General features: G+C 43.0%; 17 protein-coding genes. 8 read left to right on the top strand and 9 right to left on the bottom strand.

Translation table 11 applies throughout. The annotated features are described in order from the left end of the window. Window positions 1–70: 70 nt before the first annotated feature. Entirely contained in the window at window positions 71–1,333 is a 1,263-nt protein-coding gene (locus RTJ53_RS04835; RefSeq protein ID WP_312276085.1) for an aminopeptidase P family protein, read from the bottom strand. Between the two features lie 151 nt (window positions 1,334–1,484). On the opposite strand from RTJ53_RS04835, the gene RTJ53_RS04830 reads away from it, so the two are divergent. Beyond that, entirely contained in the window at window positions 1,485–2,435 is a 951-nt protein-coding gene (locus RTJ53_RS04830; RefSeq protein WP_312276084.1) for a GlxA family transcriptional regulator, read from the top strand. A gap of 361 nt (window positions 2,436–2,796) precedes the next feature. Here the strand turns inward: RTJ53_RS04830 and hutI are convergent, their stop codons facing one another. The 6 genes from hutI to hutH form a co-directional block, all read right to left on the bottom strand. Then, window positions 2,797–4,029: an imidazolonepropionase gene (gene hutI / locus RTJ53_RS04825; protein ID WP_409418137.1), complete on the bottom strand. Its 1,233-nt coding sequence runs from the start codon at window positions 4,027–4,029 to the stop codon at window positions 2,797–2,799. A 15-nt stretch (window positions 4,030–4,044) separates the two neighbouring features. Further along, window positions 4,045–5,067 carry a formimidoylglutamase gene (gene hutG / locus RTJ53_RS04820; RefSeq protein WP_312276083.1) on the bottom strand — a complete coding sequence of 341 codons (1,023 nt, stop codon included), beginning with the start codon at window positions 5,065–5,067 and terminating at the stop codon, window positions 4,045–4,047. A gap of 199 nt (window positions 5,068–5,266) precedes the next feature. Continuing rightward, window positions 5,267–6,691: a purine-cytosine permease family protein gene (locus tag RTJ53_RS04815; protein WP_100271017.1), complete on the bottom strand. Its 1,425-nt coding sequence runs from the start codon at window positions 6,689–6,691 to the stop codon at window positions 5,267–5,269. 113 nt (window positions 6,692–6,804) lie between these two features. Continuing rightward, window positions 6,805–7,479, bottom strand: coding sequence for a flavin reductase family protein (locus tag RTJ53_RS04810; RefSeq protein ID WP_138018337.1), 675 nt, complete (start codon window positions 7,477–7,479; stop codon window positions 6,805–6,807). A gap of 170 nt (window positions 7,480–7,649) precedes the next feature. Beyond that, the gene (gene hutU, locus RTJ53_RS04805; protein ID WP_312276082.1) at window positions 7,650–9,368 is read right to left on the bottom strand and encodes a urocanate hydratase; all 1,719 of its coding nucleotides are present in this window, start codon (window positions 9,366–9,368) and stop codon (window positions 7,650–7,652) included. Window positions 9,369–9,399: 31 nt separating this feature from the next. Further along, on the bottom strand, window positions 9,400–10,956 hold the full coding sequence (gene hutH, locus RTJ53_RS04800; RefSeq protein ID WP_312276081.1) for a histidine ammonia-lyase: 1,557 nt from the start codon (window positions 10,954–10,956) through the stop codon (window positions 9,400–9,402). A gap of 199 nt (window positions 10,957–11,155) precedes the next feature. Here hutH and RTJ53_RS04795 point away from each other — a divergent pair, with 199 nt between their 5' ends. The 4 genes from RTJ53_RS04795 to eutC all read left to right on the top strand — a co-directional run bounded on the left by RTJ53_RS04795 (window position 11,156) and on the right by eutC (window position 15,914). Further along, window positions 11,156–11,875, top strand: a complete 720-nt coding sequence (locus tag RTJ53_RS04795; protein ID WP_312276080.1) for a UTRA domain-containing protein — start codon at window positions 11,156–11,158, stop codon at window positions 11,873–11,875. A 383-nt stretch (window positions 11,876–12,258) separates the two neighbouring features. Next, entirely contained in the window at window positions 12,259–13,638 is a 1,380-nt protein-coding gene (gene eat / locus RTJ53_RS04790; RefSeq protein WP_312276079.1) for an ethanolamine permease, read from the top strand. A gap of 25 nt (window positions 13,639–13,663) precedes the next feature. Further along, complete coding sequence (locus RTJ53_RS04785; RefSeq protein ID WP_312276078.1) at window positions 13,664–15,055, top strand: ethanolamine ammonia-lyase subunit EutB; 1,392 nt, start codon at window positions 13,664–13,666, stop codon at window positions 15,053–15,055. Then, entirely contained in the window at window positions 15,048–15,914 is an 867-nt protein-coding gene (eutC, locus tag RTJ53_RS04780) for an ethanolamine ammonia-lyase subunit EutC (RefSeq protein WP_312276077.1), read from the top strand. The genes RTJ53_RS04785 and eutC overlap by 8 nt, the downstream gene beginning before the upstream one ends. Window positions 15,915–16,027: 113 nt before the next feature. On the opposite strand, the gene RTJ53_RS04775 is transcribed toward eutC, so the two are convergent. Beyond that, a complete protein-coding gene (locus tag RTJ53_RS04775; protein WP_312276076.1) occupies window positions 16,028–16,933 on the bottom strand; it encodes a LysR family transcriptional regulator in 906 nt (301 codons plus the stop codon). Between the two features lie 133 nt (window positions 16,934–17,066). On the opposite strand from RTJ53_RS04775, the gene RTJ53_RS04770 reads away from it, so the two are divergent. Next, complete coding sequence (locus tag RTJ53_RS04770; RefSeq protein ID WP_312276217.1) at window positions 17,067–18,215, top strand: MFS transporter; 1,149 nt, start codon at window positions 17,067–17,069, stop codon at window positions 18,213–18,215. A gap of 359 nt (window positions 18,216–18,574) precedes the next feature. Here RTJ53_RS04770 and RTJ53_RS04765 read toward each other — a convergent pair whose 3' ends face one another. Then, entirely contained in the window at window positions 18,575–20,506 is a 1,932-nt protein-coding gene (locus RTJ53_RS04765) for an acyl-CoA synthetase (protein WP_312276075.1), read from the bottom strand. 151 nt (window positions 20,507–20,657) lie between these two features. Between RTJ53_RS04765 and RTJ53_RS04760 the strand changes: the two genes are divergently transcribed. Further along, window positions 20,658–20,870 (top strand): GntT/GntP/DsdX family permease, encoded by a 213-nt coding sequence (locus tag RTJ53_RS04760; protein ID WP_312276074.1) that lies wholly within the window; start codon window positions 20,658–20,660, stop codon window positions 20,868–20,870. Window positions 20,871–20,908: 38 nt separating this feature from the next. After that, window positions 20,909–22,051, top strand: coding sequence for a glycerate kinase family protein (locus RTJ53_RS04755; protein WP_312276073.1), 1,143 nt, complete (start codon window positions 20,909–20,911; stop codon window positions 22,049–22,051). The last annotated feature ends 25 nt before the right edge of the window (window positions 22,052–22,076 follow it).

Below are 22,076 nucleotides of genomic sequence, written 5' to 3'. Positions count from 1 at the left end.
GCAGTGGGTGAAAGTGCAAAAGTTGTCATTTAGTTTCCCCTTGGTTGGTAGTGAGTCATGCTAAAGTAAGCTAACTGATGATGTTATGCGCAGGACCATAGGCGAAACCTGTGATGTTGTCAGCGCCTGTTTCAGTTAAAACCAAAATATCATGTTCACGATAACCACCTGCCCCTGCCATACCTTCTGGAATCATAATCATCGGTTCCATTGAGATGACCATATTTGGCTCAAGTACCGTATCAATGTCTTCACGCAGTTCTAACCCTGCCTCACGGCCATAATAGTGTGACAACACGCCAAATGAGTGCCCATACCCAAAGGTGCGGCGGTCTAAAATGCCATATTCGGCATAGATTTTGTTGAGCTCTAAGGCGATATCACAGCAACGAACGCCAGGTTTGATGAGTTTTATGCCTTCTTCATGCACTTTGCAGTTAATTTCCCAATAGTTGAGCGTTGCCGCATCAGGTTCACCAAAATACAGCGTACGCTCCAGCGCCACATAGTAGCCTGCAATCATCGAAAAGCAGTTTAAGCTTAAAATATCATTGCGCTGCACTTTGCGATTGGTCACAGGATTGTGTGCGCCATCGGTGTTGATACCCGATTGAAACCATGTCCAAGTATCCATGAGCTCGACATGCTCAAAGCGTTGCCCGATTTCTCGTACCATCGCTTGCGTAGAGGCTAACGCTACCTCATACTCAGGAACCCCTTCATGCACGGCGTTGACGAGCGCTGCCCCACCAATGTCACAAACCTGTGCACCTTGCTTGATAAGGGCGATTTCCTCGGCTGATTTCACCATTCGCATTTTCATGCAAGCTTGGCTGATATCGACAAATTCGACATTGGGCAAGGCGTCTTGTAGTTTTTTCAAACGTTCAATGGGTAAGTGATCGTATTCAATCCCCACTCTGCCTTTGTTGTTGATTTGACTTGCCACGGCTTTAAAGTAGTTATCACGTTGCCAGTCGGTATAGACGATATTGTCATCGCCCATGGTACGTCGCCAAGGCTGTCCACCGTCGATATTGGCGGAGATAGTAACTACTTTGTCTTGGTCGATGACCAGACCATAGAAGCGTCCAAATGAGCAATATAAGAAGTCTGCATAGTAGTTGATATTGTGATAGGAGGTGAATAACACGCTATCAATGTCGCTTTTTGCCATATAGGCTTTAAGCTTTTGTTGGCGGTTTTGGTATTCTTGGGCGCTAAAAGTCGGCTTAACTTTCTCGCCATTTTTGATTTGGATTAAGCTTGGCATGCTAAGTGCAGTATCCAGGCTACCCGTTTTATTTATCATATGTTCAACTGACTGGTTCATTGTTTGCGCCTCACGAGGTTTAGGTTGGTGTTAAGAAAATCTTTGCTCTTCACATCCCTCATCATACGTAAATTTAAAAAATCAGTTTTTCATAAGGCGACATTTTTTTGACTAATTACGACAACACAGCTTGTCTATTCATACTTTATTTATGACAGCGAATATTAAAAAAATTGGTTTTTTATTGATTGATGGCTTTACCATGATGGCTTTTAGCAATGTCATAGAGCCGTTACGAATGGCAAACTATGTCAGTAGCCAGCCCGTATATAGCTGGATTATTAGTGGTTTTGCAGGTCATCAGACCAGTGCCAGTAATGGGGTACAAGTCACTCATACCGCTGAAATCAAACATCTATTTGATTGTGAACTCGTGTTTATCTGCGGCGGCTATGAAGCCGAAAATTTAATGACAGACGCGCTAAAGGGGATTGTGGAGCGTTTAGCCGTTCGGGATATTGCGTTAGGGGGGCTTTGTACAGGGGCAATAGCGCTTGCGAATGCAGGGTTGTTAGCCAATCAATCAGCCTCGCTGCACTGGGAAAATGTTACGCTGGCTCAGGAACAATTTGGCAATGTAAAATTCTTAAACCATATTTTTACTATTGGTGATCGGCTCTATACCTGCTCTGGCGGGGTATGTGCGCTTGATATGACCCTGCACATCATCAAACAGCACTTTGGGCGAGAAATCGTTGAAAAAATTCAAGACATGTTTGTCATCACCGCTATCCGAGAGCCAGCGAGCATCCAACATTTACCTAAGCCAAAGACCCTCAGTCATAGCTACGCGCATGTTATCGATGCTATCACGTTAATGAAAACCAATATCGAAGAACCGCTCACGCTAGCGGATATTGCTAAATATGTAGGCATTTCTGAAAGACAACTACAGCGGCAATTTGCCAAACAGCTAGAGGTCTCACCCCAACAGTATTATCTTAATTTACGATTAGAGCATGCTAAAAATCTACTCAAACATACCACCATGCCAGTGACCACCATTTCAATGGCGACTGGCTTTTTTAATCTGGCATCTTTTTCCAGAGCCTTTCAACAGCAGTTTAATATGTCAGCCAGTGATTTTCGAAAAACGCTGTAAGGGTTAATGCGTCTTGTAGCGATTGCTGACCATGCCTGTGATTTCCAAAGCCATGGCAAATGACGTAGCAGAGCTTTTAGCCAGTCATCAAATAACGCAAAAACTGCCCAAACCAAAAAACGTAGCGAGGCGATTGAGATATTCCAATCGTGGCAAGTGCCTGTGTTTTTGATTAGCATAAAAGCAGATAAGAAACTTGTAGGCGGCGCAATCCAATGATAACTGATTGGACTCAAAAAGCTGAAAAAAGTGAGTAGATTTCATCAAGTAGCTTGATACAAGCAGCCTGATAGTAGAACTTGAGACCCCGTAGGCGATTTAGCTGCTCACCTTTTTTGTATGCGATGGTAGTATCGAATGCTTAGAATTTGTACTGCTTATTATGTCTATTTTCGCCAATCAAATAACTTAAATCCGCTGGTCGATCGATATCCCACACTGATAACTGTCCATCAAAGCCCACCGCAATTTTACCTTTGCTATCTTGTAACCCCAAGGCTTTGGCGGCATGAAGGGTTGTACCCGCTAATGCTTCTTCGGGGGTGAGTTTGAAAAAAGTACATGCCATGTTCATTGCTAGCAAGATGGATGTGGAAGGTGAGGTACCAGGATTACAGTCAGTAGAGATTGCCATGCGTACGCCTTGGTCACGCATTTTTTCAATCGGTGGTAGTTTGGTTTCTCTTAGTACATAAAAAGCAGTCGGTAACAACACGCCTACCGTACCCGATTGTGCCATTTTATCAATGCTCACATCGCTTAAATATTCGATATGGTCAGCCGATAAACCGTCAAACGATGCAACCAACGCCCCACCGCCCATGTCGCTCATTTGCTCAGCATGAAGTTTGACGGGCAAACCAAGCGATGTTGCAACATCAAAAACCTTTCTGACTTGATCGGTGCTAAAAGCAATGTGTTCACAAAACGCATCGACCGCATCAATTAAGCCTTCGCCATGCAAAATCGTTAGCCATTCACACACCTGTTCGATATAAGCGTCATTTTGGTGTTGATATTCTGGCGGGGTAGCATGAGCGGCAAGATAAGTAGTTTTGACGGTCACGCCATAGTCTTTACCTAATTTACGGGCGACTTGGAGCATTTTTCGCTCAGTTGCTAGGTCAAGTCCATAGCCTGATTTGATTTCGACCGTACCCACCCCTTCACCAATCAATGCTTGAAAACGTTTTTCGCTTTGCGCATACAACTCATCAAAGCTTGCTTCACGAGTGGCTTTTACTGTCGCTAAAATCCCACCCCCTTGTTTGGCGATATCTTCGTAGCGCACGCCATTGAGTCGCATTTCAAATTCGTTGCTGCGATTGCCGGCATACACGATATGGGTATGGCAATCAATGAGGGCTGGGGTGAGCCATTTACCTTGGAGGTCGATAGTTTGTTTGGCAGAAATTTGCGCAATGTCGGCAGTTGCACCAAGCCAAGCGATTTTGCCATCAGAGATAGCAATGGCGCCATCAAGCACTTGACCATAAGGCACGGCACTCTCGCCTGTTAGCCCAAAGCCAAACTCAGCGTTCATCGTGGCGATATTAGCATGGATAATTAACGTATCAAAACATTGTGTCATCATCGTTTCCTGCGTATATTAGGGGTTAGTAAGAGTTAAAACCTGTTCAATCATCAATGCAAGCAAACGACTGGCTACTTTTAATCCTCGCCCATCGATATCAAACTTCGGACTAACTTCTGCCATATCAATTAGCTTGACTTTGCCAGTACCAATAATCAGCGACACACAGCGCTCAACAAAATCAAGGCTCAAACCCTTTGCTGCTATGGCACTTACGGCTGGCATGACAAATCCCGATAAAGCATCCATATCGATCGTTAAATAAATCACTTCAAGCGGGGCGATAAAATTTAAAATTCGCTGTTCAATTGCCGACCAGTCAAGACGATGACAATCATCATCACTAATTGTTTCTACACTTAGGTTTTCGGCTCGCTCAAATAAAGCCGCTGTGTTAGCAAACTGGCTAATACCCACACACAAATAATAAAAATCTTGATGTTGCTCAGCTAAAAGTTCAGATATTTGGCGAAAAGGCGTGCCAGAAGTGGCATACTGGTCTTGACGTAAGTCAAAATGGGCATCAATATTGATAATGCCGATAGTAGGTAGGGTTATTTCAGTCTGTGTGAGGTGCTGCCATAGTCCCATAAAACTACCATAGGCGATTTCATGTCCACCCCCTAAGCCAATAGCAAGACTATGTTGAGCAAGCATATGAGTGATTCGATTGGCATAAGTCTGTTGAGCCGATTCCAAAATTTCGGGGACAATCGTATCATCGTCAACACAAGCGACATTGCCCATATCTGCGACCAAGTTTGTTAGTTTGTCACCTTGTTTTTGGATTGATAAAGGCACGGGTAATTTGGCGAGGGCGGCTTTGATGGCATCAGGGGCGTATTTCGCACCAATACGTCCTTGGTTACGGTTAACCCCTTGATCGGAGGCAAACCCTATTAAGCCAATTTTTTTCGGTTGGTCGCTATTAAATGCCTTAATATGTTGATACCAGTATTGAGCAACACTTGACTCGTAAGGTTCGGCGCGTCCTGTGTAAAGGTCTGGGTTATACTCGGTTACTTCCACATGTGCCATGTTATTTTTCCAATTATGCTAAACTCATTCTCAATAATTGTGCGGTTGCCAGAGATTTTAGGTCACATTTGTTATTTGGTGGGCTTTAAAAAATATGCTGACGTCCGGCAGATCCATTATTGATATAAAAAAATACTAACTTCTATCAGTGTCTCAGCCTGCTTTTATTCAGCATACTTTTTGATGGGCTAGCCAATCTTTAATTTACCAACAATGTGGTATTGTCACGCTGTCGCTTAGCGAGAAAGTAATACAAAATCCCTGTTGCTACCAACCCAACAAGCCATGATAAATCTAGCCCTCCCACTGCTTTGGCAATGCTCCCTGTAAAAAATGGACTATCGATAAACGGAAGCTGAATGAGGATACCCGCCATATAACAGCCCAAGCCGACCCAATTCCATTTACCATACTGACCATTGACATCACCCAGTGCCTCAATATTATAGCGACCTTTCGAGATCTTATAATAATCGACTAGATTGATAGCACTCCATGGGATAAAAAACGTTAAAAGAAATAAAATAAAATTCTTAAATAGTTTTAAAAACTCAGCTTGTCCTACCAGTGCAATGCCTGCAGAAAAACAGACCACCAATATCACCACCACAATCCGCTGCATCTTGGTAAATTTAATAGAAGCATTTGCCCCACTTACCATTGTCGCCATACACATAAAACTACCGTACGCACTTAGCACAGACATGGTAAGCTTGCCCACCACAATACTGGCATACAATAACACCGCAATCAGCCCTGCACTCGACAGTCCCACCATATAACTAACTTCATGACCCAAAAAACTACCTTGAGCCAACTGGGCAACAAACACACCCAAAATCATTGCCAACTGTGCGCCAATGACCGTCCCCGAAAACACCGACCAAAACACCTTGCGGCCATCGGTATTTGAGGGCAAATAACGAGAATAATCCGCCACATACGGGCCATACGAAATCTGCCAAGAAGCCGATAAGGCAATTGCTAAAAAAAATGAAGTCCAGCTAAAATGATTGACCGCAAGTAAACTGCTAATATCTGACTTGGCAAAAATCGCCCCAAATAGATAAATAAACGACAATACGCCAACAACACTACTGACCTTCCCCATCACATGAATAATACGATAACCCAGCGATGCAAAGATAATAATTAGCCCTGCAAAAATTAAAATACCCATACTTGTGGAGATATTAAACAGCTTAGATAAGGCTTGCCCCGACAGCACCGACCCTGTGGCGATAAAGCCAATGTACATCACACACACTAGGGCAATCGGAATACCTGCGCCAAGTACACCAAACTGCACACGGCTTGAAATCATCTGTGGCAAGCCAAGTTTGGGACCCTGCACCGCATGTAAAGCCATGACAAATGCGCCAAATAGCTGACCTATAAACAGCCCAATAATTGACCAAAATACATCGCCACCGAGCACTACGGCTAATGCCCCAGTCACTATGGCAGTAATTTGTAAATTAGCGCCAAACCATAAGGTAAACTGGCTAAATAGACTGCCGTGGCGCTCAGACTCTGGGATAAAATCAATTGTACGGTGTTCAATAATACCGCTATTCACAGCAGAAACAGCTTGTTTGGGGATATCAGTAGACAGCTGGTTCATAGAAATTCCTTTTTAATGACAACCAATATATCAGCTGACCAAGCATTAACTTATCGCTTAATCAATACTTGATCAGCCATCGCGTACCAATGTCTTACTAAGTAAATTAAAATTTAATCAGTACGACCTTCTAAACCAGCTAACTCCTCAGCCGTAGCCGCAGGCGCTTTCATCTCAAACATTTTATCTACATAGGTATAATCGTAGTAACCCAAGCGCGCCAAAGGCTTAATGGATAAAATATCAATTTTACCGTCATCTAAAATAAACTCATCTTTGATATGCACATGCGCAACCCGACCAATGATTAAATCAAAGGTAGAAACAGGATTTCCCGTCGGAATATGCAGTGACTGAACAAACTCAATTTCAAAATTAATCGGTGACTCCGCCACTCTAGCACATGGGGCTTCAAGACAACTAGCTTTGGTGACACCAGCAAATTCAAACTCATCTTCGCCATAAGGCAAAGCTTTAGCCGAACGATTGACCGCCTCCCGCAAATCGTAGGTTGCCATATTCCACACAAACCAGCCTGTTTCTTCAATATTACGCACCGTGTCTTTACGGCTCTTACCATTGTCGAGCACCGATTGATTGGCAACAAACATCACCATCGGTGGATCCCATGTCAGATTTTGGTATTGGCTATAGGGGGCTAAATTGTGTTTACCATCCGCTGACACGGTTGAAATCCAGCCGATAGGACGGGGCACAGCGCTACTTTTAAACGGGTCATATGGAAGACCATGACTACGAGCCCCATCTTTTTTTGGTGAATAATGCATATATGATTTCCTTAATAAAAACATTGTCAACTAACAAAGCAGCCTTGGAGCTTATAAAGTAAACAAACCACTAAGCCTGCCACCAAATACCCGAGTTAAGGTTATCTTAAATTTAGTAAAGACAAATCCATTAAAACGACTTTACTAAAACCACTTTTAAGTAATCGGGCTTATTTAATCATGGGTAATTTCAAGCCATAATTTTTTGCTGTCTCAATAGCAAGCTCATAGCCAGCGTCTGCATGACGCATCACACCACTACCGCAATCATTGACCAACACATTGGCAAGACGTTTGGCAGCAGCATCGGTACCGTCAGCGACAATGACCATACCTGAATGCTGTGAGTAGCCCATACCTACACCACCACCGTGGTGTAATGATACCCAAGTTGCGCCACCTGCTACGTTAAGCATACCGTTCAGCAGTGCCCAGTCTGACACGGCATCAGTGCCATCTTTCATGCTTTCAGTTTCACGGTTCGGACTGGCAACCGAGCCTGTGTCCAAGTGGTCACGACCGATGACAATCGGCGCTTTAAGTTCACCATTTTTTACCATCTCGTTAAAGGCAAGCCCTGCTTTATCCCGCTCCCCTAAGCCTAACCAACAGATACGAGCGGGCAAGCCTTGAAAATGAATGCGGTCTTTTGCCATATCAAGCCAGTTATGGACGTGTTTATTGTCAGGGAACAATTCTTTGATTTTTTGATCAGTTTTATAGATATCTTCTGGGTCGCCTGACAAAGCAACCCAGCGGAAAGGTCCTTTACCTTGACAAAATAGCGGACGAATATAGGCAGGGACGAATCCAGGAAAATCAAAGGCATTTTTGACCCCTTCATCGAAAGCTACTTGGCGGATATTATTGCCATAATCAGTGGCTGGGATACCCAGTTCTTGAAAATGCAGTATGGCTTCAACGTGGATAGCACAAGACCGCGTGGCATCTTTCTTTAGCTGTTCGTGTTGGTTTGGGTCTTGTTGGGCAGCTTTCCATTGTTCGACCGTCCAACCTATTGGCAAATAACCATTAATCAAGTCATGTGCAGAAGTCTGGTCAGTGACAAGATCCGGTTTAAGCCATTTTTCATTGGCTGAAGCGTTTTGTGACCGTTTTACCATCTCAGGTAAAATCTCGGCAGCATTACCTAATAAAGCGATCGATACTGCCTCACCTTTTTCGGTATGTTCTTTAATCAAGCGATAAGCATCATTCAAATCTTTGGCTTGTTTATCAATGTAGCCAGTACGTAGGCGAAAATCGATGCTTGATTGTTGGCATTCGATGTTAAGTGAGGTGGCACCAGCAAATGTCGCTGCTAGCGGTTGTGCACCCCCCATCCCACCAAGACCCGCCGTCAAAATCCAACGACCTTTCCAGTTATTCCCTGTTTCACTTGGGTAGTGCTGACGTCCAGCTTCGGCAAAAGTCTCGTAAGTACCTTGGACAATCCCTTGAGTACCAATATAAATCCAGCTACCTGCCGTCATTTGCCCGTACATGAACAGATCTTTACGGTCAAGCTCGTTAAAATGCTCCCAAGTCGCCCAACGCGGCACAAGGTTCGAGTTAGCAATCAGGACTCGTGGGGCGTTTTCGTGAGTATTAAACACACCCACTGGTTTACCTGATTGAATCAGCAAAGTTTGGTCATCTTCCAATTCTTTTAATGATGCAAGAATTTGGTCATAACATTCCCAGTTACGCGCCGCACGTCCAATACCGCCATATACCACTAGACTTTTAGGATTTTCAGCGACGTCTGGATGCAGGTTGTTTTGAATCATGCGAAAAGGCGCTTCAGTCAGCCAGCTTTTACAAGTCAATGACGTGCCAGTTGGCGCTAAGATGTTACGACTTTCGTCACGGCGGGTGAAATTTTCCATATTAAATCCTTATATTGGGTGAAAATGTTGATTAGTTGGCTAAAAACCAGTTTTCGCGCAATGCCGCCCAATTATTAATGAGTTCAGCATTGAGCACCAATTGCTTTGCCGCTTCAATATCAGGTGCAAAATAGCGGTCTTTATCATAATAGGCGACTTTTTGACGTAGCCTGTCATAAACTACTTGTAAATAAGCGGAGGTGGTCAAACCTTCTTGCTGATGAAAATCTATGCCTTGCGCTGCCGCCAATAACTCAATTGCGACAATCGTAGCGGTGTTGTGCGCCATCTCAAATAAGCGTCTACCAGCAAAGGTCGCCATCGATACATGATCTTCTTGATTGGCAGACGTAGGGATACTGTCAACACTCGCAGGATGGGCGTGTGATTTGTTTTCACTGGCTAAAGCAGCGGCAGTAACGTGCGCAATCATAAACCCAGAGTTGACGCCAGGGTTGTTGACCAAAAACGGCGGCAAACCTGATAACGTGGTATCAATCAATAACGCCACACGGCGCTCACTCATCGAGCCAATTTCACTAATTGCCAAGGCTAAAATGTCAGCAGCAAATGCCACTGGCTCAGCGTGAAAGTTGCCGCCAGAAATCGCCACAGGATTATTATTATCATGAAAAATTAAGGGGTTATCAGTTACCGCATTGGCTTCAATCAGTAAGGTCTTGCCAGCTTGGTTGATTAAATCTAGACATGCACCCATGACCTGTGGCTGACAGCGTAAACAATAAGGGTCTTGTACACGGTCATCGTTGTCGCCTTGGTGTGATGCACGAATTTTACTGCCTTCAATTAACTGGCGATGGGTTTTGGCAATCTCAATTTGTCCATGATGTCCACGCGCTTGATGAATGCGTGGATCGAAAGGGGCATCCGAGCCTTTAGCAGCATCAATCGATAACGAGCCAACCGCCGTCGCTGTTGCCACCAAGTCTTGCGCCATAAAATAACCACGTAGCGTCAGCGCAGTTGAGATTTGGGTGCCGTTAATCAACGCCAAGCCTTCTTTTGCTGCTAACGTAATGGGTTGCAAGCCAGCATCACTAAGTGCTTGTTTGGCAGATAGTTTTTTACCATTAACAAACACTTCGCCTTCACCTAGCATAGCTAAAGTCATGTGTGACAATGGCGCTAAATCACCTGATGCGCCTACCGAGCCTTTGGCAGGAATATTGGGGATAATATTGTGATTGATAATGCCCAATAAGCTATCGACCAATTCACGTCGTATGCCTGACATTCCTTGTGCAAGGCTTGAAACCTTCATCACCATAATCAAACGTACCACGTTATCAGGTAAGCGCTCACCAGTCCCAACCGAATGTGACAAAATCAAATTACGCTGCAAAAGCTCAAGCTCATCGTCACTGATACGCGTTTTGGCAAGTAAACCAAAGCCTGTATTAATCCCATAAGCCGATTTATCTTTGGCAATAATTGCTTCAACTGCTTTGCGTGAGACATCAATCGCCTCATACGCGCTTGCCACTAGCTCAATTGTTACGTCTTGGTCGTAGACTTGGCGTAATTGTTCAAGGGTTAATTTACCAGGTATTAAAGTTAACATAGTCATATTAACCCCTTGAAACCATTGATTTTTTCCATGTTCAGTCCTTGTAATGGAAACAAATGAATATTTGTATATACAAATTATCAACTTATAACTGGTTTAGCAAGTATTTTTTTTGCTATTTTCTCAGTATCATATCAAGTCAATTTGCCAAGTCTGGCAAAGGCTATTTTTACGTTAAATAATATTGTGGTTGTTACTAATGAGCAAAAAAACTCCTCGCTACCTACAAATCAAACAGATGATTTTACAAAAGATTCATGAAGGTGAATGGCAAGCTGGAGAAGCAATTGCACCTGAGCTTACCTTAGCGCAGCAGTTTGGAGTGTCTCGTATGACGGTCAATCGAGCGTTAAAGGAATTGTCTGAAGAAAACGTGCTTGAGCGTCGTCAAGGCTCAGGCACATTTGTGACACAGCGACATTTTAGTCACACTTTTGTTGAAATACGAAATATTGCGCATGATATTCAAGCACAAGACCATCTATATCAGGCGCAAGTTTTGGAGCAACGATTGCTTGAGTTTTCGCAATTGCCTGATAGCATACAGGCACAGTTTTGTACGCCTGTAGAGAAGGATCAAAGTCAAATTGCTACTGTAAAGATTATCCATTTTGCGGACAACGTGCCTTTACAATTTGAAGAGCGTTGGGTCAATCACAGCAAGGTAAGCGATTTTTTAGCGCAGGATTTTACCCAAGTTAATACTAGTGAGTACTTAATTGCCCATGCGCCTTTACAAGGTGGTGAATACACCATATCTGCTAAATTGGCGAATGAAGTAGTCGCAAAGGCTCTGTCTATCGAAGTGGGTGCGCCAGTGTTATTGCTAAACCGTAAAACGTTATCGCAAGACCAAGTGCTTACAGTGGTCAATATGTGGTATGCAGGTGAGCGATATCATTTTCAGGGTACTTTATAGCCTAGCCATGTAATTTATAGCCCAGTTATTAAAACGCTAAAGCACAAGCTAATAAAAATAAGATTTACAGCATTAAAAATGTGTTATGAGGGTAAAAAAATTTACAGGTGCTGAAAAAAGCGTTTGTGATTTTTGGTGCTAATTAAATTAAATAGTGTCGGTATATGCACCATTTTAGTTGTCTACCTCACTGTTATAGAGAATCAATACAGTATCAATCATACATTTAACCTGTTCTAATAATTGGTTTAATGGACTCATTGACCAACACAAAGAAAGTCTTTTTTATCTAACCGTTTGATTTTTATAAATTATTATAAAAAATTATTATTGTTGGCATAAACTTTGCGGTAGCACTTGCATAACATAGAAGGGCTACACTTATGAGTATCAATACAAACCATCAACTTAAAAAAGTATTGGGCACTTTTTCCCTTTGGGGAATAGCTGTTGGCTTAGTCATTAGCGGGGAATATTTTGGTTGGAGCTATGGTTGGGGCAAAGCTGGTACATTAGGCTTTTTAGTTGCGACTACTATTATCGCCGTTATGTATACTACCTTTATTTTTAGTTTTACCGAACTCACTACGGCCATTCCACATGTCGGCGGCCCTTATGCCTACGCCAAACGAGCTTTCGGTGATAAAGGGGGTTTTCTTGCAGGTTATGCGACGCTTATCGAGTTTGTTTTTGCGCCACCTGCTATTGCGTTGGCGATTGGCGCGTATCTAAATGTGCAATTTCCAGAACTTAATGCCAAATATATAGCCGTTGGTGCATATTTTGTATTTATGCTGCTAAATTGGTTAGGAGTAAGTATTGCGGCTGCCTTTGAATTGGTTGTGACTATTTTAGCCATTGGTGAACTATTGATGTTTATGGGCATTGTGGCGCCTGGTTGGAGTTGGAGTAACTTTGCAGCGTATGGCTGGGCAGGTAGTAATCATTTTTCTATGTCAGCTATTGGCGGTATTTTAGCAGCCATGCCTTTTGCGATTTGGTTTTTCTTGGCGATTGAAGGGGCAGCAATGGCGGCAGAAGAAGCCAAAGATCCCGCTCATACCATCCCCAAAGCTTACATCGCAGGGATTTTGACTTTGGTATTTTTGGCATTTGGTGTGATGATTATGGCAGGCGGTGTCGGTGATTGGCGACAATTTTCTGATGTAAATGATCCATTGCCACAAGCGATGAAAGTCGTTGTTGGAGAAAATAGCGGTTGGTTACATTTATTGGTTTGGATTGGTTTATTTGGTCTAGTTGCCTCTTTCCACGGCATTATAATGGGTTATTCTCGACAAATATTTGCTTTGGCTCGAGAAGGCTTTTTACCTAAGCGATTAGGACAACTAAATCCCAAATTTAAAACCCCAGGGGCAGCAATCTTGACCGGCGGCGTGATCGGGATTACGGCAATTTTTAGTGATAATTTGATTAAATTTAATGATCAAAGCTTGACAGCAAATATTGTTACGCTATCTGTATTTGGTGCACTCAATATGTATTTGGTATCTATGGCAGCCTTGTTTAAATTGCGTCGTAGTGAACCAAATTTATATCGTCCTTTCAAAGCACCTTTTTACCCTGTGTTTCCTGCGATTGCATTAGGCTTAGGTTTGTTTAGTTTACTTGCAATGATTTACTTTAATTTTAGTTTATTTGTTTTATACATAGTATTAATGGCGATTGCGTATGGCGTAATGATGATGCTGCGCAATAAACATTTGGCAAGTGTTGCCAATAAACCATTAACCGCCCTGTGAGCACAGTAGACAGTAGGATAGTAACATGCGTTTTTCAACCACGATTGCCAACCATGTTTGGCAATTTGACAGTCTCAAAGAAGTGATGGCAAAAGCAAGTCCATTACGCTCAGGTGATGTACTTGCTGGCGTTGCTGCGACCACGAATATTGAGCGAATGGCAGCTCGCTTTGTACTCGCTGATTTACCATTAGGCATATTTTTGGATGAGCCCTTGCTTGATGACAGTGTGGATGAGGTTAGCCGCTTGATTCGCCAACAGCATGACAGCGTGGCGTTTGCGCCATTTGGTAACATGAGCATTGGTGAATTTAGAAATTGGTTATTAAGCGAATATGCCACTACGCAGATTTTGCAAGATTGTAAGTGGGCATTTACCCCTGAAATGATAGCAGGGGTGAGCAAACTAATGCGCAATCAAGATTTGATTGCGGTTGCTGCCAAGTGTCAAACGATTACTGCGTTTCGCAATACCATTGGTTTACCAGATAGGGTGTCTGTACGCATCCAGCCCAACCATCCAACAGATGATATGCGAGGGGTAATCGCGTCTACTTTCGATGGACTATTATATGGCATGGGTGACGCCGTTATCGGCATTAACCCGGCATCGGACAGTATGCTGATTTTGGGTGATTTATCTAAGATGTTTGATGCATTAATCAATGAATATCAAATCCCAACCCAATCGTGCGTATTAACTCATATTACCAATACTATTGAACTGATAAATAAAGGCGTACCTGTTGATTTGGTCTTTCAGTCCATTGGTGGTACAGAAGCGGTAAATCGTTCATTTGGCGTCGACTTAGCGATTTTGCAAGAAGGCTATGAAGCAGGGTTATCGCTTAATCGTGGTAGCGTTGGCAATAACGTTATGTACTTTGAAACAGGACAAGGCAGTGCATTGTCTGCTAATGCCCACTATGACATCGACCAACAAACCTGTGAAGTGCGAGCTTACGCTGTAGCTCGACAGTTTAATCCATTGTTAATTAATACAGTTGTCGGTTTTATAGGTCCAGAATATTTGGCTGATGGTAAACAAATTTTACGGGCAGCCTTAGAAGATCATTTTTGTGGTAAGTTATTGGGATTGCCCATGGGCTGTGACGTTTGCTATACCAATCACTGTGATGCTGACCAAGATGATATGGACAGTATCATCGTATCGCTTGTTGCAGCAGGGTTGACATTTTTAATTGGTGTGCCTGGGGCAGATGATATTATGCTCAACTACCAAAGCACCAGTTTTCATGATGCTAGATTTATCCGAGAAACGCTCAAAAAACGCGCAGCTCCCGAATTTGAATCATGGTTACAGAAAATGCAACTAACCGACCCACAAGGCCATTTGTTATCTGATGGCAAACAATTTTTAATGGCGCCCAATACATTGAGTGTAAGTTATGGCTAATCTTCCTAATGACGATACAGTCCAATTTTTAATTAACAAAGACGTCATTCCTGACAAAAGCATCACCCAAAATGATTGGCAAGACTGGCGGGAACTGACACAAGCTCGTATTGCTATTGGTCGTGTGGGAGCAGCTTTACCTACCCATGAAGTACTAAATTTTGGCTTAGCCCATGCCCAAGCTTGCGATGCCATTCATACCCCATTAAATATTGACTTATTAAGCGAGCAACTTAAAAAAAACAACTGGCAAGTTGAACACATCCATAGCAAGGCAGCAAACCGTGAAATTTACCTACGTCGCCCTGATTTAGGGCGTCAATTGTCAATAGAATGCAAGGATGCCTTTCGTTTTAACCAAACATCAAAAAATAATTTATCAGCAGAATACGACCTCGTATTTATGGTAGGTGATGGCTTATCGTCTTTGGCCGTGCAAACCCAAGTTTTACCGCTGCTAGAAGCGCTCAAAAATTTTCTTAATCCAAAGCTGCTGATTGCACCTGTGTTTATTGCACAACAGGCACGGGTTGCCTTGGGCGATGCGATAGGTGAACTTACTAATGCTAAAATGGTCATTGTACTCATTGGTGAGCGACCTGGTCTATCAGCAGCTGACTCATTGGGCGTTTATATGACTTACGCTCCTAAAATCGGTAAAAAAGATGCTGAGCGTAATTGTATTTCTAACATTCGACCTGGCGGACTTAGTTCACAAGCAGCCGCATTCAAACTTAACTGGCTAATTGAGCAAGCATTTGAACGCCAGCTAACAGGCGTAGACCTAAAGGATGAAAGTGATAGTTTGTTAAAAATAAACTCGGGATCAACACAGACCATAATTCCAATAGACAACTAAAACAGAACCAAATTAGTATTATTTTAATTCTAAACACCCCCTACCTTGGTAAGTATCGGCACGAAAAATACAGCTAATTACCTTAAATGATTTTTTTACGAGGTATTTTACAGTTAGTTAATACCAATGTTTTTTGGGTCAAACCGCTGCGATAAAAAATCCATAAATACACGAATACGTTTTGGCAAATGGTTTTGCTGATAGTAAATTGCATGGATATCTTGATAAATGGGTTGATTAAAGTCTTCCAAAACGGGAATTAACTGACCGTTTTCAATATCAGAGCTCACAATCAACAACGACAAACAAGCAATACCATTGCCTTGCAACGCTAATTGCCTAACCGTTTCACCGCTAGAAGCCTTGAGCTTGGGATTAACTTGTAAAAGCGCCCCATCTACTGCAACACACCAAGTATTTAACGAAGGCACTTTGCTAAAGCCAATCAGTTGATGGGCAAGCAAATCGTTGGGCGTTGTAGGCATGCCATACTCGGCTAGATAATCAGGACTGGCAACCAGTATTAATCGGGTTTGACATAAGCGCTTGGCGTGCAACGTTGACGCTTGTAATTTGCCAAATCGAATAGCGATATCTGTGTTCTGCTCGAGCAAATCAATATTGAAATCTGTGCTGTTAATTTCAATTTCGATAGCAGGGTACAGGGTTTGAAATTCCTGAATTAATGGCACAAGTACGTGCAATACGAACGATGTGGCAGAATCAATCCTTATCACCCCTGCGATATCTTGGTCAAACTGCAGAAGCTCTTCTTCGGCACATTCTAGCTCATTGATAATGGTACGAGCCTTGGTTAAAAACTGCTCACCTTCATGGGTTAGATTTAATTTACGGGTTGTGCGTTCTAATAAGGTGACACCCAGTTTCTTTTCGAGTTTTTGTAGGGTGCGACTCATTGCCGATGTAGTGACATCACGGCGGTCAGCAGCGGCATTGATTGAACCACTCTCTACTATGGTGATAAATGCCTTTAATTCATCAATCGTTGATTTTGCCATTTTTATACCTTTAAGTATCGTTGATTTTAAATCAATAATATTTTGAATATTATTGCATTTTTTGGCACTAAAAATTTCGGCATAATACGCGCCATGTTAAAACTTATAACGATTTAAAAATTTGAAGCGTATGATGAAACTGAATTTTCCATTACTCGCCTTGGCAGTTGGTGCTTTTGCCATTGGTACGACTGAGTTTTCACCGATGGGTTTTTTACCTGAGATAGCCCAAGGCCTCAGTATCTCGATTCCACAAGCAGGTATGTTGGTGACTGCTTATGCGGTGGGTGTGATGATTGGCGCACCAATGATGACGCTATGGTTTGGTAAATACTCTCGTCGTAAAGCACTGATTTTACTGATGGGAACTTTCACGATTGGCAATATTTTCGCCGCTGTCGCACCGAGTTATCTGGGTCTGATGGCGGCACGAGTAATTACCAGCCTCAATCACGGGGCGTTTTTTGGTATTGGCTCAGTCGTGGCTGCCAGTCTCGTTCCCAAAGAAAAACAAGCCAGTGCGGTGGCGACCATGTTTATGGGATTGACGATTGCGAATATTGGCGGTGTACCGCTTGCCACTTGGTTTGGGCAAAATCTAGGTTGGCGAACTGCCTTTGCGACGATTGCTTCATTGGGCGTCGTGACTATGTTGTCATTGTATAAAGCCTTGCCACCGTTAAAATCGACCGAAGTTACCAATGTTAAACAAGAAATCCAAGTACTCATGCGCCCCCGTGTTTTGATGGCTTTGTTGACAACCGTGATGGGATCGGGTGCGATGTTTAGCTTATATACTTATATTGCACCGAGTTTAAAAACTTTTACCCATGCTTCCGCCACCATGATTACAGTGATGCTAGTACTCATTGGAATTGGGTTTTCGATTGGTAATCACTTGGGCGGCAAGTTTGCAGACCGTTCGATTGATAAAACTTTGATTGGATTCTTAGGGGTGTTAATTGCGGTGATGGTCGCCTTTCCTGTGCTTGCAACTACCAGTGTCGGTGCGGGTGTAGCGTTGGTCATTTGGGGTGCAGCGGCATTTGGTATTGTGCCACCACTGCAAATACGGGTGATGTCAGTCGCTCATGAAGCAGCAGGGCTTGCATCTTCAGTGAATATTGGGGCATTTAACTTGGGTAATGCGGTCGGTGCGGCAGCGGGTGGCTTGGTTTTAAGTTTAAACCTTGGCTATGGTGCAGTGACAATGGTTGGTGCTGTAATGGCAGTATTGAGTTTAGGATTGGTATTTTGGCAAATGAGTTGGGTCAAAAAATAACAACGCAGTAAAAATCTGGTATGCGTGTAGTCATAAAGCAAGACGGCGTAAACTAGGAAATATTTATCCGACTAATATCTTATAATTTAAAAACTTGGGGCGAAACTTGCCCTATTTTTACATTTGAATGCGCTTAACAGAGGCCAACTATCTGTAATAATTTAATAAAGATCGTGTAGGTAAACTAATTTATTTAACTTTAGGTTGGTACGTAGATTGCGATATCGTTAAACATTTGTTATAAAAAAAGGACTGGATGTCAGTCCTTTTCATCCTATAGTGTAAAATAATCCTACCGATATTACCGCTTATTTTGTACCATCGCTTAATTTAGTAGTTGCCTTAATTATTTAAAAAACCTATTCACCCCACTGCCAATGAATGGCTAACTGGTCTAACAAGGTTTTGGCTTGTGGTTGATGTGATGCATCACCATCTAGGTTGACTAGCACAATAAACCCATAAGTAGGGTCGTCTTTGCTGCTGACGGTAGCATTGATATGATGTTGTTGCAGTAATTCACTGACAGCCATCACGGTCGCTTGACGTTTTAGTGCAGGTTTAAATACTTTACCCACGGCGGTTAAGGGTAATGCATCGATCACGTAAATGGCTTTAGGAATTGCCGCTTTTTCGCCAATATTTTGTTGGCAAAATTGCATGAGTTTATCAGTGTCTAAGCTGACACCCGGCTTAGGGGCAACGAATAAAACAGGTAACTCGCCTGTATAGCTATCAGGCTTACCAATGGCAGCACAGCCGGCTACCCCGTCATATTGATAAACCACCTCTTCGATCATTTTTGGGTCAATATTGTGTCCACCTCGGATAATTAACTCTTTTTTTCTACCCGTCAAGAAAAAGTAGCCGTCTGCATCTTGATAGCCCAAATCACCTGAATTAAACCAAGTTTGATTGTCAGAGTCAGTTACCCAAATCCCTTGATTTTGCTGCGCCAAATAATAGCCGAGAAACACATTATCGCCGCGAATACAAATATTGCCCACCTCGCCTGTGCTGGCAACTCGCACAAACTTGCCATGATCATCAAGTATCATCACTTGCATAGGCTGATACGGGAAACGTAGCCCTATTGAACCGATTTTCTTCTCCCCAAATCTTGGATTGGCTGAACTACCACAATTGCCTTCCGTCATACCGTACGCTTCAATGATTTGCACGCCTGTTTGTTTTTCAAATTGCTTGAATACTTCTATCGGCATCGGGGCTGCGCCACACAAACAGTGTTTTAAACTAGCAATATCATGGTCGCCAACTGGTAGATTTAATAATCCAGCAAAAAGCGTGGGCACACCACTAAAAAAACTCACGTGATAATACTCAATAATCGCCCAAAAATTTGCCATCACCCCATCGCCGCGATAGCCCTCTGGCGAAACCAGCAGAATTTCACCCCCCATCGATAACGGTAATAATCCTGTAACCATGACGGCATTGACGTGAAATAGGGGTAGTCCGCACAGCACCACATTGCCCTGATTTAGCATGTCATCACCAAACAATGCCCGTGCCTGTAAGACATTGGCGACTTCATTTTTATGATTACGCATGGCGATTTTGGGCATACCAGTTGTACCACCGGTTCCAAAGAATGAAGACAGCTCCTCAGGCACAATCGCACGGGGGTTAATTAATCTATCTTTGGGCTGGTTTGCAATCCTCGTGTAAAAGTCATGATAGGTGATAGTCTCTGGTAACTGCTGTACAAATTCTTTACTTGCATCTGGCAAGGTTATATTAAGTTGATGGGCGAAATGATGAGCCATCGTCACCCCAATGATATGCTGCAAACTTGGGGTAAGCTTGGCAACCGCTACCGCCTTGTGCCAAAGCTGCGGCTTATCATCTTGATTGGGTAATGGCGCAAGCGTGATGAGTAGCGTGGCTTTGACTTCATTTAATAAGCCGGCAATCACAGAAGGTTCAAGCAATGGGTTAATCGGAAAAATAATACCGGTTGCCTCGCCGCCCCAGATACAAAAGTGAGTTTCGGGTAAATTTGGCAATAAAATCGCAATGACCGTATCTTTATCCGCGCCCAACGAATAAAGCATATTGGCGGTTTGACGTATATAAGCCAATAGTTCCCGATAGCTATAGCTTGTGCTGTTTGGATACTGCGTAGCATTTAAAACAAAAGTAAGGGCTTTTTTATCGCCAAACTGAGCTTCACTATCACATAGCATCTGATAGGTGCTGCTAGGCAGGTTTAAAGGAAAATTTTGTTCATACTGTCCAAGGTCGTGCTGATTTTTTATTTGCTGGTTCATCGTGTCAAAGTCCTTTTTAGTCCTAAATTAAGTATCGCAATACGTCAAAATTGCCTCTAGAAATAATACGGTATGTCAGGCAAAATTTCTGGTATTGTTTCGTACATATTTGCTACAGTTAGCTGATGTGATGGACAAACTCAGTTAACTCATGAAACTACGGGAAAAAGGATGTTCCGATGATTGTACTATTGGGGCAGGCGCGATGACCGTATCACATACCAACGATAGCTATTTTTGGGTTGTCAGTCAGTTTAGTCGTATGAGTGTGCCACAAGCCTATAGAGCGCATACTGTCGCTATAGGTATCCAAGGGGTCGTTAGCATGGTGTTTATCTGGTTATTATCGATTATTCTGCTTTAAGTCACACCCTGTCATAAAATAACTTTAGGAAAAGTACCGTGAAAATTGTTATTGCCCCAGATTCATTTAAAGAAAGTCTCACTGCCAGTGAAGTATGTGATGCCATTGAGACAGGATTTACCACTGTTTTTAAAGAGGCTGACATCATTAAAATCCCAATGGCAGATGGTGGTGAAGGCACGGCTGCCGCGCTTAAAGAAACGCTGTCTGGCGAATGGCAAAGTATCATTGCACATGACCCTTTGATGCGCCCGATTAAGGCAAGCTATGTGTTACTGCCCAATCAAACCGCCATTATTGAGATGGCAAGCTGTGCTGGCTTGCACCTGCTGATACAATCAGAGCGAGACCCAAGTATCACGACCACTTATGGCGTGGGTGAAATGCTACTTGATGCGATTGATAAAGGCGCAAAACATATTATCCTAGGTATCGGTGGCAGTGCCACCAATGATGCAGGTACAGGTATGCTAAAGGCCTTGGGCTATTGTTTCTTGGATGCACAGCATCATGAGCTTGCGCAAGGCGGTAAAGCATTAGCGGCATTGGCTTTTATTGATAGCAGTGGATTTAGCGATAAAATCGCTGATATTAGTATTACCGTCGCCTGTGATGTGACCAATCCATTATGTGGCAAACTCGGTGCTAGCCATGTGTATGCCCCGCAAAAAGGGGCGACGCTAGACGATATCGTTATTTTAGATAATGCACTTAATCATTTTGCCAATATTGCCAGCCGTCAAAATTTCCCCGATAATCGTAATGAAGCAGGCGCAGGTGCCGCAGGCGGTTTGGGTTTTGCGTTAATGACGTTTTTATCGGCAACACTGACTGGCGGGTTTCAGTTAGTAAGTGAATTTAGTAAGCTTGAGCAAATGATTCAGCAAGCAGATTTGGTCATCACCGGCGAAGGGAAAATGGATTTTCAAACGTCCATGGGCAAAGTAGCATCAGGCATACTATCACTTGCCAAAGCAGTGAATGTGCCCGTTATCGCCATTTGTGGCGTGGTCGATGACCCCCACAGCCATTGGAAAGACGATGGTTTTACAATCGCGATGCCCAGTATTCAAACTTTAGGCTCGCTTGATGAGGCACTTGCTTTAGCAAAACAGAATGTTGAAAAGACTGCCTATAATATCGCGATGGCAATGCAATTGGGTCAACAATTAAACCGTTAACATTTAGCCCTATAAAGATGCTCGC

This window comes from Moraxella sp. CTOTU46711 (genome assembly GCF_031975715.1).
Classification (GTDB): Bacteria; Pseudomonadota; Gammaproteobacteria; order Pseudomonadales; family Moraxellaceae; genus Faucicola.
The sequence above is the reverse complement of the archived record's forward strand: the minus strand, read 5'-3'. Positions and strand labels throughout refer to the sequence as shown.